The organism is Ruegeria sp. TASC047 (assembly GCF_059612445.1).
Window position 1 is genome coordinate 99,928 of sequence record NZ_JBXWQP010000028.1, and the last position, 14,114, is coordinate 114,041.

Annotated in this window: 13 protein-coding genes; 2 read left to right on the forward strand and 11 right to left on the reverse strand. The window is 57.7% G+C overall.

Annotated elements, in window-relative coordinates:
- The first annotated feature begins 55 nt into the window (after window positions 1-55).
- Together AC2FLO_RS07305 and AC2FLO_RS07310 are read left to right on the forward strand one after the other, a co-directional pair.
- Window positions 56-1,438, forward strand: a complete 1,383-nt coding sequence (locus AC2FLO_RS07305) for a leucyl aminopeptidase family protein (protein ID WP_496804284.1) — start codon at window positions 56-58, stop codon at window positions 1,436-1,438.
- Window positions 1,435-2,172 carry a C40 family peptidase gene (locus AC2FLO_RS07310; protein ID WP_496753226.1) on the forward strand — a complete coding sequence of 246 codons (738 nt, stop codon included), beginning with the start codon at window positions 1,435-1,437 and terminating at the stop codon, window positions 2,170-2,172. Before AC2FLO_RS07305 ends, AC2FLO_RS07310 begins: the two co-directional genes overlap by 4 nt.
- Here AC2FLO_RS07310 and AC2FLO_RS07315 read toward each other — a convergent pair.
- The 11 genes from AC2FLO_RS07315 to AC2FLO_RS07365 all read right to left on the reverse strand — a co-directional run bounded on the left by AC2FLO_RS07315 (window position 2,169) and on the right by AC2FLO_RS07365 (window position 14,045).
- Window positions 2,169-2,519 carry a DUF2794 domain-containing protein gene (locus tag AC2FLO_RS07315; protein WP_209598949.1) on the reverse strand — a complete coding sequence of 117 codons (351 nt, stop codon included), beginning with the start codon at window positions 2,517-2,519 and terminating at the stop codon, window positions 2,169-2,171. The two genes, AC2FLO_RS07310 and AC2FLO_RS07315, sit on opposite strands and share 4 nt — an antisense overlap.
- A gap of 73 nt (window positions 2,520-2,592) precedes the next feature.
- Window positions 2,593-4,257: an ABC transporter permease gene (locus tag AC2FLO_RS07320; RefSeq protein ID WP_496753227.1), complete on the reverse strand. Its 1,665-nt coding sequence runs from the start codon at window positions 4,255-4,257 to the stop codon at window positions 2,593-2,595.
- Between the two features lie 122 nt (window positions 4,258-4,379).
- Window positions 4,380-5,597, reverse strand: a complete 1,218-nt coding sequence (locus AC2FLO_RS07325) for a phenylacetate--CoA ligase family protein (RefSeq protein ID WP_496753228.1) — start codon at window positions 5,595-5,597, stop codon at window positions 4,380-4,382.
- Between the two features lie 19 nt (window positions 5,598-5,616).
- Window positions 5,617-6,450 (reverse strand): ABC transporter ATP-binding protein, encoded by an 834-nt coding sequence (locus AC2FLO_RS07330; protein WP_480482435.1) that lies wholly within the window; start codon window positions 6,448-6,450, stop codon window positions 5,617-5,619.
- A 111-nt stretch (window positions 6,451-6,561) separates the two neighbouring features.
- Window positions 6,562-7,845, reverse strand: a complete 1,284-nt coding sequence (locus AC2FLO_RS07335; RefSeq protein ID WP_267363927.1) for an ABC transporter substrate-binding protein — start codon at window positions 7,843-7,845, stop codon at window positions 6,562-6,564.
- A gap of 74 nt (window positions 7,846-7,919) precedes the next feature.
- Window positions 7,920-8,996, reverse strand: coding sequence for a branched-chain amino acid ABC transporter permease (locus tag AC2FLO_RS07340; RefSeq protein WP_480482437.1), 1,077 nt, complete (start codon window positions 8,994-8,996; stop codon window positions 7,920-7,922).
- A gap of 3 nt (window positions 8,997-8,999) precedes the next feature.
- Complete coding sequence (locus tag AC2FLO_RS07345; RefSeq protein ID WP_209506939.1) at window positions 9,000-9,257, reverse strand: hypothetical protein; 258 nt, start codon at window positions 9,255-9,257, stop codon at window positions 9,000-9,002.
- Between the two features lie 3 nt (window positions 9,258-9,260).
- A complete protein-coding gene (locus AC2FLO_RS07350; RefSeq protein WP_267363929.1) occupies window positions 9,261-10,247 on the reverse strand; it encodes a branched-chain amino acid ABC transporter permease in 987 nt (328 codons plus the stop codon).
- 29 nt (window positions 10,248-10,276) lie between these two features.
- Window positions 10,277-11,095 (reverse strand): ABC transporter ATP-binding protein, encoded by an 819-nt coding sequence (locus AC2FLO_RS07355; protein ID WP_496753229.1) that lies wholly within the window; start codon window positions 11,093-11,095, stop codon window positions 10,277-10,279.
- A gap of 78 nt (window positions 11,096-11,173) precedes the next feature.
- Entirely contained in the window at window positions 11,174-13,147 is a 1,974-nt protein-coding gene (locus AC2FLO_RS07360; RefSeq protein WP_480586922.1) for an AMP-binding protein, read from the reverse strand.
- 307 nt (window positions 13,148-13,454) lie between these two features.
- Complete coding sequence (locus AC2FLO_RS07365) at window positions 13,455-14,045, reverse strand: hypothetical protein (protein WP_496806684.1); 591 nt, start codon at window positions 14,043-14,045, stop codon at window positions 13,455-13,457.
- Window positions 14,046-14,114: the final 69 nt, after the last annotated feature.

Here is a 14,114-nt window from a genome sequence, read left to right on the forward strand (position 1 = left end):
GCGGGCAGAATATGCGCGGCTAGTCTGTGCACAGAAACAATCTGTCGAGGCGCCCATGACACTGTCCTTCGCCCCATCCTCTGACCCTTCCGTACCGCTTCATGTGATCGCGCAGCCGGATTTGGACGGCTGGCTTCTGGATCAGCCCGAGCGCGTGCAGTCCTGGGTCGCAGCAAACGGGTTTTCCGGTGCGCTGGGGCAGGTCCTGCTTGTGCCAGCCACGAACGGCGCAATTGAATTCGCGCTGGCCGGTTACGGAACCGAAGAAAAACGTGTGCGCAAACGGTTCCCCCTTGCCGCGGCGGCCATGGCCCTGCCGGAACGCACCTACGGCATTGCTTCGGGCATTCCTGCGGATTTATTGGAGATGGAGTGTCTTGGCTGGCTGATGACCGGCTATGCTTTTGATCGATATGCGTCCCAGACCGGAGGGTCAGCGGCATTGATTGCACCTGACGGCATCAACGCCGCCCGTATCGAAGCCATGGCAAATGCCGAGGCTCTGACGCGCGATCTGGTCAACACGCCCACTTCGGACATGGGACCGGATCAGTTGCAGCAAGCGGTCGAGGTTCTGGCGGATGAATTCGGCGCGTCTTGCAACGTGATCACCGGCCATGCGCTGCTGGACCAGAATTTTCCCATGATTCACACAGTAGGGCGGGCCGCGGAACAGGCCCCCAGGCTGATCGAGCTGAACTGGGGCACTAGTGGCCCCAGACTGACACTGGTGGGCAAAGGTGTATGTTTCGATACCGGCGGGCTGAATTTGAAACCGGGCGCATCCATGGGCCTGATGAAAAAAGACATGGGTGGCGCGGCCAATGTGTTGGGACTGGCACGGATGATCATGGCGCTGGACCTTCCCCTGCAACTGCAGGTTCTGATCCCGGCCGTTGAAAACGCGGTATCAGGCAATGCCTTCCGCCCCGGTGATATCCTGACCTCACGCAAGGGTCTGACCGTCGAAATCAACAACACCGACGCCGAAGGGCGTCTGGTTCTGGCTGATGCGCTGACTTTGGCGGATGAAGGGAATCCCGATCTGGTGATCTCGATGGCAACGCTGACCGGTGCGGCGCGCGTGGCCGTGGGCCCTGATCTGGCACCGTTTTACACCGACGACGAAAGCTGCGCCGTGGCCTTGGCACAAGCGGCCAAAACGTCCGCTGATCCGGTCTGGAGAATGCCCTTTCACACACCCTACGAGGCGATGATCGAACCCGGCATTGCCGATCTGGACAATGCCCCCTCGGGCGGGTTTGCCGGGTCTATCACCGCCGCGCTGTTTCTGCGCCGGTTCGTAGGGTCCAGCCGCTATATCCATTTTGACATCTACGCGTGGCAACCCAGCAATGAACCCGGCCGCACAAAAGGCGGTCTGGGTCAGGGCTCACGCGCAGTGCTGTCGGCATTACCGGAGGTATTGGGATTATGACCAAGCGCCGCGTATCCAAACCGGTCGTCGACCTGCTGCGTGCCCCTGACGGGCCGCGTGACCGGCAATTGCTGCTGGGGGACGCGGTTCATGTCAAAGAAAACCACGGCGGGTGGAGCAGGATCGTCGCGGAAAAAGACGGATATGCTGGTTGGCTGGAAACAGACCACCTGTCCGAGGATATGCCTGCAACTCATTGGATCAATGCGCCTGCAACACATGCCTACGCGGCCCGCGATATAAAAAGCTGCGATCTCTTGTCTCTGAGTTTCGGAAGTAAAATCCATGCGACTGCCGAAACGGATCGGTTTGTGCAGACCGAGTTTGGTTTTGTCCCAAAGGTTCACACGGCCCCAATTGCAGAAAAACCGCGTGATCCGGTTGCCGTGGCCGAGTTGTTCCTGGGCACGCCCTATCTGTGGGGCGGCAACAGCCGGTTCGGCATCGATTGTTCAGGGCTTGTTCAAGCCGCGCTGCTGGCCTGCGGTATTCCCTGCCCCGGCAACAGCGGCGATCAGGAACAAGCCTTGGGCGCTGTCCTGTCAGCTGAATCACCTGCGCAGCGTGGGGATTTGCTGTTCTGGAAAGGGCACGTGGCCTGGGTTTCGGGCGACAACATGATTTTACATGCGAACGCCAGCCATATGGCGGTTGTGTACGAGCCAATGGACCGGGCGATTCAGCGCATTCAGGATCAGGGCGACGGACCTGTTACAGCGCGAAAAAGGCTCTAATCCGGGTTTACGGCCCGGATGAGCTTGCGTTCCAGCACCCGCAGTACCGCGCGCAGATCATGGCCGCGTTTCAGGATACGGCCATCCATACCTATGACTGAGTACATACCCTGCCGGGACTTCAGGCGCGGGTGCTTTTCGACGCGGTAGATCGGGTGCTCAGCGGTGCGCCGGAAGATCGAGAATACCGCCATGTCGCGCAGGTTTGAGATGCCATAGTCTCGCCACTCTCCGGCGGCGACCATCCGTCCATAAACGGACAGGATTTGCGACATCTCATGCCGGTCAAAGGCCACGGGCATCTGCGCTGCGTTTGCCGAAAACCGGTTGGGAGGCTGCATGTTCATACCACCAGCCTTGCCGGAAATCATGTTTGAATCAAGCCTGATGCGCTGTTGCTCAGCTTTTACAACACAAGTGTTACCGCCGACCAACCTGACGGCAGATCAGGATTACCGGCAGCAGGCCGACCGCCAGAATGACCAGCGACGGCACGGCGGCGCCCTCAAGCCTCTCATCCGAGGCAAGCCTGTACGCCTGTACGGCCAGTGTGTCGAAGTTGAACGGGCGCATGATCAGGGTGGCAGGCAATTCCTTCATCACGTCCACAAAGACGATCAACAGCGCGGTCAGCAGCGACGGCGTTAAAATGGGCAGGTGAACGCGCCGCAATGTCCCCAGCGGAGTTTGCCCCAACGACCGGGCCGCGGCATCCATATTGGCATGAACCGTGCTTTGACCCCCCTCATATGCGCTGAGCGCAGCGGCAAGGAATCGCACCATATAAGCGGCGACCAGCAGCCAGATTGAACCGGTAACCAACAACCCCGTGGACACATCGAATGTCTGCCGCATCCAGGCATCCAGCGCGTTGTCAAAGCTGGCGAAAGGTACAATCAAGCCGACTGCGATGACGCCACCGGGCACGGCATATCCCAGCCGCGCCATGTAGGCCGTCGCCGACGACGCGCGCCCGGGTCTCAGACGTTGAAAGAACCCGACACAGATCGCCGCAAAGACAGTGACGACCGCGGCCGTGCCAGCAAGGATCAGCGAGTTCTGGATGAAACCGATATAGCGCCGCGACAGCAGGTTCTGTTCCGATTCCAAACCCATCTCGACCAGTATGATAACGGGCAACAGAAACCCGAAGATAACGGGTATCGTACATAACAGGAATGCCGCGACAGCGCGAAGACCGGTCAGGTGTTCCGCCGGTTGGGAAGCATGTTTCTTTCCGGCCTGATAGTATTTTGCCTTACCGCGCTGGGTGCGTTCGGCCACAGCCATGATCAGTGCAAAGACAAGCAGGCACCAGGCCAGCTGCGCCGCCGCCGCACGGTCGGCCATTGAAAACCAGCTGGTGTAAATCCCGGTCGCAAAGGTCTGCACACCGAAATAAGACACGGTTCCGAAATCGGCGATGGTTTCCATGATGGCCAGTAGCACACCACCGGCGATTGCCGGGCGCGCCATCGGCAGCGAGACGCGCCGAAACGCAAGCCATGGATTGTTGCCTAGCGCCCGAGCAGCCAGAAACGCCGAAGCACTTTGTTGCAGGAACGCAGCCCTCGCCAGCAGGTAGACATAAGGGTACAGCACCAGAATCAGCATCACCGCAGCGCCCCCGGTCGAACGGATTTCAGGGAACCAATAGTCGCGCGGCCCCCAACCCGTTACATCCCGCAAAGTGCTTTGAACGATACCCGGATGATCCAGAATAAAGGTGTACGCATAGGCAAGCACATATGCCGGAAAAGCCAAGGGCAAGACCAGCGCGATCTCAAGGATCCTGACACCGGGAAAGCGGGTCATCGTCACCAGCCAGGCAGCGCCCGTGCCGATACTGAACGTACCCGCCGCGACCAGCACCACAAGGATCAGGGTCGTCACAGTATAGCTGGGCAGCACCGTGTCCATCAGGTGCGAGATCGTATCTGTCCCGCCCGTCACTGCCGCCAGAACCACGGCCACCATGGGCAACAGGCATGCGGCAGCCACAAGATAAGCAACTGCGGCCAACAGCCGTGTGCCGCGTACACCGCGATTGCGTGATCCGTTTTCTGAATAGTCGATCTGGGCCATTATCCCGGCTTTTGATTGGCAAAGGCTTAGGGTACGCCTTTAATCGACCAAAATGCTCGGAAACACCAGTGCGTCGGTCAACAAATCTGCGGCACAAACTGCCGCAGACCTGTTGTTCACCACTATTCGTAGACGCGCTGATCCTCGATCACCAACCCGTCTTTGGGCAGCGAGCCGGGGGCCACGACTTCGATTGCGCCTTTCAGTTTCAGCACTTCGGCCACCGATCTGGCATATGCCGTATCATCCCCGCCTGTGCTTTCGATCTGGACAGTCATCGAATCCATCTCGCCCTGGCGGGTGGCGATGACACGAGCCTTGACGATTTCCTCATGCTTGTCGACCAAAGCGGCAACCTGTTCCGGACGCACGAACATACCTTTGATCTTGGTCGTCTGATCTGCACGCCCCATCCAACCTTTGATCCGGGTGTTCGTGCGACCGCAGGGGGAAATCCCCGGCATCACGGCGGACAGGTCGCCTGTCGCAAAGCGGATCAGCGGGTAATCGGGGTTGAGAGAGGTCACCACGACCTCACCCACCTCACCCGGTGCCACCGGAGTTCCGGTTCCAGGTGTCACAATCTCGACAATCACGTGCTCGTCGATGATCATCCCGTCGATCGCGGCGCTTTCATAAGCAATATTGCCCAGATCCGCTGTCGCGTAACATTGAAGGCACGAGATACCCCGGTCGGCATAGTCCTGTCGCAGAGACGGGAACAAGGCACCACCGCCAACGGCGGCTTTCGAGAAATGCAGTGAAACGCCCATCTCGTCGGCTTTGTCCAGAATGACCTTCAGGTAATCCGGCGTGCCTGCATAGGCCGTACAGCCAACGTCGCGGGCGGCAGTCACCTGCAACTCGGTTTGTCCGGTTCCTGCGGGCAGAACAGCCGCGCCGACAGCCCTTGCGCCATTTTCAAAGATCATACCGGCTGGGGTTAGGTGATACCCAAAACAGTTCTGGACAATGTCCCCTGCGCCAACACCCGCGGCATTCAGGAAACGGCCCATGCGCCACCAGTCGTGATCAGTGCTGCCCGGCTCATAGATCGGTCCCGGCGACTGGAACACATGATGGAAATGCCGCGCCGGTTTCACTGTAAATCCACCAAACGGGGGGCGTTTGGCCTGTGCTCTGGTCAGGTCCGATTTCCGCAGAACCGGCAATGTCGGCAAATCTTCAACTGATTTTACCTTATTAGTGTCTGATTCTGACAGATGCGACGCAAATCCAGGGGCCGACATCGCGCGTTTGATCTGCTCCACTAGTGCCCTGGCCTGGTCCGAGGCGCGTTCGTCTGCCGAGCGTGTTTCGAGTGCGTCGAAATAGGTCATAGCCATATCCTCCATCCGCTCACAGCCACCTTTTGCGACGACGATAGGACCGCACATCGCGAAAGCTTTTGCGGCCTTCGTCGGACATGCCCAGGTAAAACTCTTTCACATCCGGGTTTTCGCGCAGGTCGGCTGCCGGGCCATCCATCACGACACGCCCGGATTCAAGAATGTAACCGTAATGTGCAAAGCGCAGGGCGACGTTGGTGTTCTGCTCTGCCAGCAGAAAGGACACGCCCTCTTTTTCGTTGAGGTCCTTCACGATACTGAAAATCTCTTCGACCAGCTGCGGAGCAAGACCCATTGAGGGTTCGTCCAGCAAAATCGTCTCGGGCCGCGACATCAAGGCCCGCCCCATGGCAACCATCTGTTGTTCCCCACCCGAAGTATAGCCTGCCTGCGACCGGCGGCGTTCCTTGAGCCGGGGAAAATATGCGTAAACCATCTCAAGATCCCGCTGGACCGCAGCCGCCCCGTCTTTGCGGGTGTAGGCGCCGGTCAGCAAGTTTTCTTCGACGGTCAGGTGCTCGAAACAGTGGCGGCCTTCCATCACCTGAATGACACCCTTTTCAACCAGATCGGCCGGATCGCTTTCATGCACGTTCTGACCGCGATACTTGATCGAACCTTTGGTGACTTCTCCGCGTTCGGAATGCAGCAGGTTCGATACGGCCTTGAGCGTGGTTGTCTTGCCCGCGCCATTGCCGCCCAGCAACGCTGTGATGCCGCCCTTTGGAACGCTCAGGCTGACGCCTTTCAACACGAGGATCACGTGGTTGTAGATCACCTCGATATTATTGACCTCAAGCAGGGTTTCCGCCTGCACGTCTGTGGTTTGTGCCGCATCCAGCATCAGCGCGTTTCCTCATGCCTGCCCGTTCCGGGGCTATTCGTGAGGAGCGGCAGGTGACCCGCCGCTCCGGTTGTCTGAACGCCCCGGATCACATCCGTGGCGCAACATGCCTTACTCGCAACGTGGCGAGATGCTGTTTTCGGTTGCGTAGGCACCGGAATCTTCTTCGATCAACGCTCCGATAACTTCGGCATCTGTCGGTTTGAAGTCCTGTACCGGGTTCCAGGCGCCAGTCGCCGCATCCCACTGCACAACACCGACAAGGCCGGGGCCGCCGTGGTTTTCGCAGGAGACCGAGAATTCAGGGCCGAACCCGGACATGCCAAGCGCTTCCATCTTGGCGTTGGTCATTTCCAGTGCTTCCATGCCGTCGCGCATCATCGACGCGTCGATATCAGCGGTTCCGTGCATCGCCTGCGCCGTTTTTACAGCCTCGGCTGCCAGCATGGCGGCGTAAAGACCACGGTTGTACTGAACTGTACCCAGCTGATCGCCGGCACCCGCAGCCTTGCCCGAGTCAACGACGTACTTTTTCAGGTCGTCATAGACAGGATAGTCCATGCCAAGGCCGGTAAAGGTCAGCGCCTTGTAACCGGTCGCTTTTTCACCAGCAGGCTGAACGTCGAATTCCGCGCCAGACCACCAGACACCGATGAAGTTTTCCATCGGGAAACGGATGTTGGCCGCTTCCTGAACCGCAACCTGGTTCATGACGCCCCAGCCCCACATGATAACATAGTCAGGCTTTTCGCGGCGAATTTGCAGCCATTGCGACTTCTGCTCCTGGCCTGGGTGATCTACCGGCAGCAAGGACAGCTCATACCCATGCTTTTCAGCCAGAGTTTCCAGCGTCCGGATCGGTTCCTTGCCATAGGCCGAGTTGTGATAGACCAGCGCAATCTTCTTGCCGCTCAGGTCACCGCCATTTTCATCCAGCAGATAGTTGATCGCACCGGACGCACCGTTCCAGTAGTTGGCCGGATAGTTGAACACGTGGCTGAACACTTTGCCGTTCGCAGCCGAGGTCCGGCCATACCCCATCGTGTGCAGAGGAATGCCGTCGGCGGTCACTTTGGGGATCAGCTGATAGGTGATACCGGTCGACAGCGGCTGATACACCAGCGCGCCTTCACCTTTGGTGGATTCATAGCATTCCACGCCTTTTTCGGTGTTATACCCAGTTTCGCATTCGATCACGTTTGCTGGTACACCGCCAATGCCACCGTCCCGCTCGTTCAGAAGCGTGAAATAGTCGGCGTAACCGTCCGCGAATGGAATACCACCAGCCGCATAGGGCCCGGTTCGATAGCTGAGCGACGGGAACACAAGATCCGCCATCGCAGGTCCTGCCGCCATCAGGGCGCTCAGCGCCACGGTTGCCAGTTTCTTGTTCATCGGGTGTCTCCTCCCTTGATTGATCCGATATTGAGTTCGGGCTTGATCACCCGTCTTTATGATTGGGCCAGCCCTCAGTGCGGGAACGGCCAGAGTCTGAGTTTCTCTTTCGCCACGCGCCACAACTGTGCAAGACCGTGGGGTTCCAGGATCAGGAACATGATGATCAGCGCGCCTACGATCACCAGCTGAAGATGGGCAACGATATCGGTCGGCCAACCCAGAAGATCGACGCCAACCAGTTTGAGCAGAACCGGCAGCAGCACGAGGAAGGCCGCCCCGGCAAAAGACCCGAAAATCGAGCCTAATCCGCCGATAATCACCATGAACAGCACCAGGAATGACTTCTGAATGCCGAATGCTTCGCCCACCTCGACCGCGCCGAGATAGACGGCAAAGAACAAGGCCCCTGCGATGCCCACAAAGAACGAGCTGACAGCGAAAGCGCTGATCTTGGCTTTCAACGGGTTCACCCCGATGATTTCGGCGGCGATATCCATGTCGCGGATCGCCATCCATGTCCGCCCGGTCGTGCCGCGGGTCAGGTTGCGCGCAATAATCGCGCTGAAGGTCAGGAAGATCAGGCAGAACAGGTAGGTCGCCCAGGCCGGGGCGTTCGGGCCCGAGATGATGATGCCGAACACGTCACGCTCGGGCGCGTTGATCTGACCCGAGGCCGAGTAGTTGTAAAACCACGGCACCCGGTTGAAGAGCCAGACCAGAAAGAACTGTGCCGCAAGCGTGGCCACCGCCAGATAGAACCCCTTGATCCGCAGGGAAGGCAGGCCGAACAAGACGCCTACAATCGCTGTGATACCACCAGCCAACAGGACATGAATGAACATGCTGACATCTGGAAATGCGGTCATCAACTTGTAGCAGGCATAAGCACCCACTGCCATGAAACCGCCTGTACCAAGGCTGACCTGCCCGCAATAGCCCACGAGTATGTTCAATCCGATCGCCGCGATGGCATAGATCAGAAAGGGCAGCAGCAGGGCGTTTGCCCAATAGTCGTTGATGATGAACGGAATGATCCCGAACGCCACCGCCAGAACGACATAGTACCGGTACCGGTCGAACTTGATCGGGAAAGTCTGGCTGTCATCCACGTAGGAGGTTTTGAAATCTCCGGCCTCACGATAGAACATCTGTTACTTTCCCCATTCTTCCTGCGCCCGGTTACGGGTCGCGGCGTCCAGCTGGCTGGACCCTTTGGCATATCCGCTCGCCTCAGAGGCGCGCACCAGTTTCAGGTAGGCCAGAACGCCCATGATCAGACCGGCAAAGGCCAGGATCGCGGCAATCGTCAGCTGGCTGTCAGTCAGGTCATTCGAGGTCAGCGCGATATAGCCAAAGGCCCAGAACCCCGCCCATGCGATCACGTTGATGATGGCGATCAGCTTGGTCATGCGTTACACCCTCTCGATGATCTTCTCGCCGAACAGACCCTGCGGTCTAAACACCAGGAAGATCAGCGCCAGCACATAGGCAAACCAGTTCTCGGTCGCGCCGCCGACCAGCGGGCCAACCGAGAATTCGAACAGCTTCTCGCCCACACCGATGATCAGACCGCCGACGATGGCACCGGGGATCGAGGTGAACCCGCCCAGCATCAGCACCGGCAGCGCCTTGAGTGCGATCAACGACAGCGAGAACTGCACGCCCGATTTGGTGCCCCACATGATTCCCGCGACCAGCGCTACGAACCCGGCCACCGACCAGACCATGACCCAGATGAAGTTAAGCGAGATCCCGACCGAAAGTGCCGCCTGATGGTCATCCGCCACAGCACGCATGGCCCGCCCCTGCTTTGTGTACTGGCTGAAGGCCACCAACGCCGCCACCAGAAGCGCCGCAATCACCGTTGCCACGATGTCGAGGTTGTCGATGAAGAAGCCATAGCCAAAGATGTTAAAGGTGACCTCGTCGATCCACAGGTTGATGCCCTGCGGCAGACCCACATCCAGCGTCTTGATCTCGGAGCCCCACATCAGGTCGGCCACGCCTTCAAGGAAATAGGCCAGACCGATCGTGGCCATGAACAGGATGATCGGCTCCTGCCCAACCAGATGCCGCATGACAAAGCGCTGCACACACCAGGCCAGCAGAACCATCACGCCCATTGTCAGGATGATCGCCAGCAGGGCGGGGATGTTCCAACCGAAGTTATAGACATGAGTACCGAAGGTCGCGTTGATCAAATGCGCGAAGGGCACCTGCCCGTTCATGATCCCGACCAATGTCATCGCCGCAAACAGGGCCATAACCCCTTGCGCGTAATTGAAAATTCCCGAGGCCTTGTAGATCAGCACAAAGCCCAGCGCGACCAGCGCATAAAGCACCCCGGCCATCAGACCGTTAAGGATGACCTCCGTGGCAAAGATTAACTGCTCAGGCATATGTGCCTCCCCGGATATCTGCTTTGGTCTCAGTCATGGCTGACCCCCAGATAGGCGTCGATGACTTCCTGATTGTTGCGCACCTCGTCGGGTGTACCGTCACCAATCTTCTTGCCGTAATCCATCACGACCACGCGGTCGCTCAGGTCCATCACCACGCCCATATCGTGTTCGATCAGGGCGATGGTGGTGCCGAATTCGTCATTCACATCGAGGATAAAGCGGCTCATGTCCTCTTTCTCTTCGACGTTCATGCCCGCCATCGGTTCATCCAGCAGCAAGAGCTTTGGTTCTGCTGCCAGTGCGCGGGCCAGTTCGACGCGTTTTTTCAGGCCATAAGGCAGGCGCGCTACGGGCGTCTTGCGGATATGCTGGATTTCAAGGAAATCGATGATCTTCTCGACCGCCTCACGGTTTTCAACCTCTTCCGCCTCGGCCTTTCCCTTCCACCAGGACTGCTGGAAGATGTTGGTCTGCATGAAATTCAAACGTCCGGTCATGACGTTGTCCAACACGCTCATCCCTTCGAACAGGGCGATGTTCTGGAACGTCCGCGCGATGCCCTGCTGCGCCACCTCAAAGGGCCGCATCGCTGGGCGTTTTGCTCCGTGGAACCAGACCTCGCCTTCCTGCGGGACATAGAACCCCGAGATAACGTTCAGCATGGATGATTTTCCGGCCCCGTTCGGCCCGATGATGGCGCGAATTTCGCCTTCGCGAATATCGAACGAGATGTCCTTGATCGCCACGACGCCGCCAAAGCGCAGGGTGATGTTCTTCATCTCCATCACCACGCCGCCGATCTTGCGACCGTCTTCGGTGACATATCCTTCGGCGTTATCCAGCATCAGTCACTCCCTGACTTGCGCAAAAACGGGATGGCGGGCGTGGCGATGGACGCAGGTCGCGCGTTGCTATGGCGGCCCTCATTCCGCTGCCACCTTGTGCTGCGCAACCGGTACAACCGGCGCATCCACGATTTTCAGCGTCGCGCTGATCGATCCCTTGCGCCCATCTTCATAGGTCACTTCGGTCGTGGTCGACACGCTTTCGGACCCGTCATAAAGCGCCGCAATGATGTCGTGGAACTTCTCTTCGACAAACCCGCGCCGCACTTTTCGGGTGCGCGTCATCTCACCATCATCAGCGTCCAGTTCCTTGTGCAGAACGACAAAGCGATGCACCTGGCAACCGGACAGCATTTCATCAGCTGCTACCGATTTGTTGACCTCTTCCACATGCGCCCTGATCGTCTCTAACACACGCGGATGGCCTGCCAGTTCCTGATAGGAGGCATAGGCCACGTTGTTGCGTTCCGCCCAGTTGCCGACCGCTGTCAGGTCGATATTGATGAAGGCCACGCAGCGATCCTTGCCGTTTCCGAACAGAACGACCTCGAGAATATCGGGATAGAATTTCAGTTTGTTCTCGACATATTTCGGCGCAAACATGGACCCGTCGGCCATTTTGCCCACGTCCTTGGCGCGGTCGATGATCCGCAGATGGCCGCTGCTTTCCTCGATGAACCCGGCATCACCCGTTGCCACCCAGCCTTCGGCATCTTTGGTCGATGCCGTGGAATCCGGGTTGTTGTAATATTCGACAAACACGCCGGGTGAGCGGTAATGGATCTCGCCCTTGTCGTCGATCTTGAGCTCGACATCCGGCGCGGGCACGCCAACCGTGTCGGCCCGAACCTCGCCATCCGGCTGTACGGTGATGAACACGGTTGCTTCGGTCTGGCCATAAAGCTGTTTCAGGTTGATGCCCAAAGATCTATAGAAATCAAAGATTTCCGGTCCGATCGCTTCACCCGCGGTATAGCCAACCCGGAACCGGCCATAGCCCAGGGTATCCTTGAGCGGCCCGTAGACCAGCAGGTTACCCAGCGCGTATTTCATCCGGTCGCCAAAGCCGACGGGTTTGCCATCCAGCAACTTGCCACCCACCTTTTTGGCATGCGCCATGAAGTGATGGAACATGCGCTGCTTCAGCTTGCTCGCATCCTCCATCCGGATCATTACATTGGTCAGCTGGCTTTCAAACACGCGCGGCGGGGCGAAGAAATAGGTCGGCCCGATTTCGCGCAGGTCGGTCATCATCGTGTCGGCGCTTTCCGGGCAGTTCACGCAGAACCCGCACCAATAGGCCTGACCGATGGAAAAGATGAAATCACCGACCCATGCCATCGGAAGATAGGAAAGGATATCTTCATCGCGGGTCAAATGGTCGAAAATCGCTGAATTCTTGGCGCTTTCGATCACGTTGCGGTTCGACAGAACCACCCCCTTGGGCTTGCCTGTTGTGCCCGAGGTATAAAGCATGACGCAGGTGTCGTTATAGGTGATCTCAGAGATGCGCTTGTCCAGCTCTGCATCAAACCGCTGATGTCCTGCCTGACCTTCGGCCATGAGGTCTTCCAGCGCGTTCATCTGGCTGTGGTCGTATTTCCGCATCCCCCGCTTGTCGGTGTAGAGGATGTGCTTGATCTGGTGCACTTTTTCCTGAATCTCGATGACCTTGTCGACCTGTTCCTGATCGCCGCAGACGACATATTTCGCGCCGCAATGTTCCATCACATAGGTCATCTCTTCGGCGACTGCGTCCTGATACAGAGGCACCGGAATTGCACCGACCATCTGTGCCGCGACCATGGTCCAGTAATGTGCTGGCCGGTTGCGTCCGATCACGGCAATGTGGTCACCGCGCTCAACGCCAATTTCAAGAAATCCAAGAGCGAGCGCACGAATCTCCTTGGCCGCTTCAGCCCAGGTCCAGCATTGCCAGATCCCAAATTCTTTTTCCCGATAGGCCGGGGCATCCCCGAACTGGGTCGCGTTGCGGTGTAGAAGCGCCGGAAGGGAATGCAACCCTTCGGCGCCCGACTGCGTCTGAGCCAATCTTTCTCTCCTCCCCATCCGGCCTCCTCAAAGCCGGAAATGGCGGATCCGGGAAAGCCCCCGGATGCCAGTGCCCCCGATTTGGGACACCCGCACGATCAGCGTCAACTTTTTCCTGATGTTTTCTCAATTCTTACGAATTGTAACAGGTGCGGAGGGGTGATGTTACGTTTTGTACAAGATGTACAAATGCAGACTGTCACGAGGAACCCGATAGTCCCAAGCTATTGCCGCACCAAACAGGTCCTGTGTGCAGCAAGAACGCCGGACCGGCAAACAGAATTCGACTTTCGGCAGGTTGGCGCGGCTACTGATACTTAGCTTTTAATGCTGCTTTTTTAAAACGACCAACAGATGTTGAGCGCAACGTGTACAGCAACCCCAAAAGTTTCGTGTTCAAGGGCATTGTCTTATCGCGGTAAATGAGGCTTGCCTCATAGGGCTTGTTGGCGTCGCAAAGTTCAATGATTTCGCCTGCGGCCAAAAGCATCTCTTCTATCAGGGCTTCGGCGGCTTCCGCCTTGCTAGCCTCATCCTCTGAAATTGTTTTGTCTCTTTGGGACTTTCGGCGGAAATCCACAATGGCAGCGGGCACGTATTCTGTGACCCGATTTCTGAACCGCGTCATGTCAGAGCCATTGGCCTGAGTGCCGTCCGATTTGGTGTAGGAGTTGTAATCACCGTATAGGGCCAGGATCGTACTTGTCTGGTGAAACAAAAGATCCTGCCGCGCAAAATCGAGTTCAACGTAGCGGTCAATACGGGCCTGTTCTTCGATCATGACCGTTATCGAAGCCTTCGCATCATCTGCTTTGGCACTATGAACCGCCAAAACAACAAAGGCGAAAATCAAAACAATACTGGACCCCCAAAGCTTTGCAACTCGACTTGCAATCATAACGAGGTACTCCTTCACCATTGAGAAAGCACTCGAACACTACCACAAATCGGCAAACAAATCCGCCAA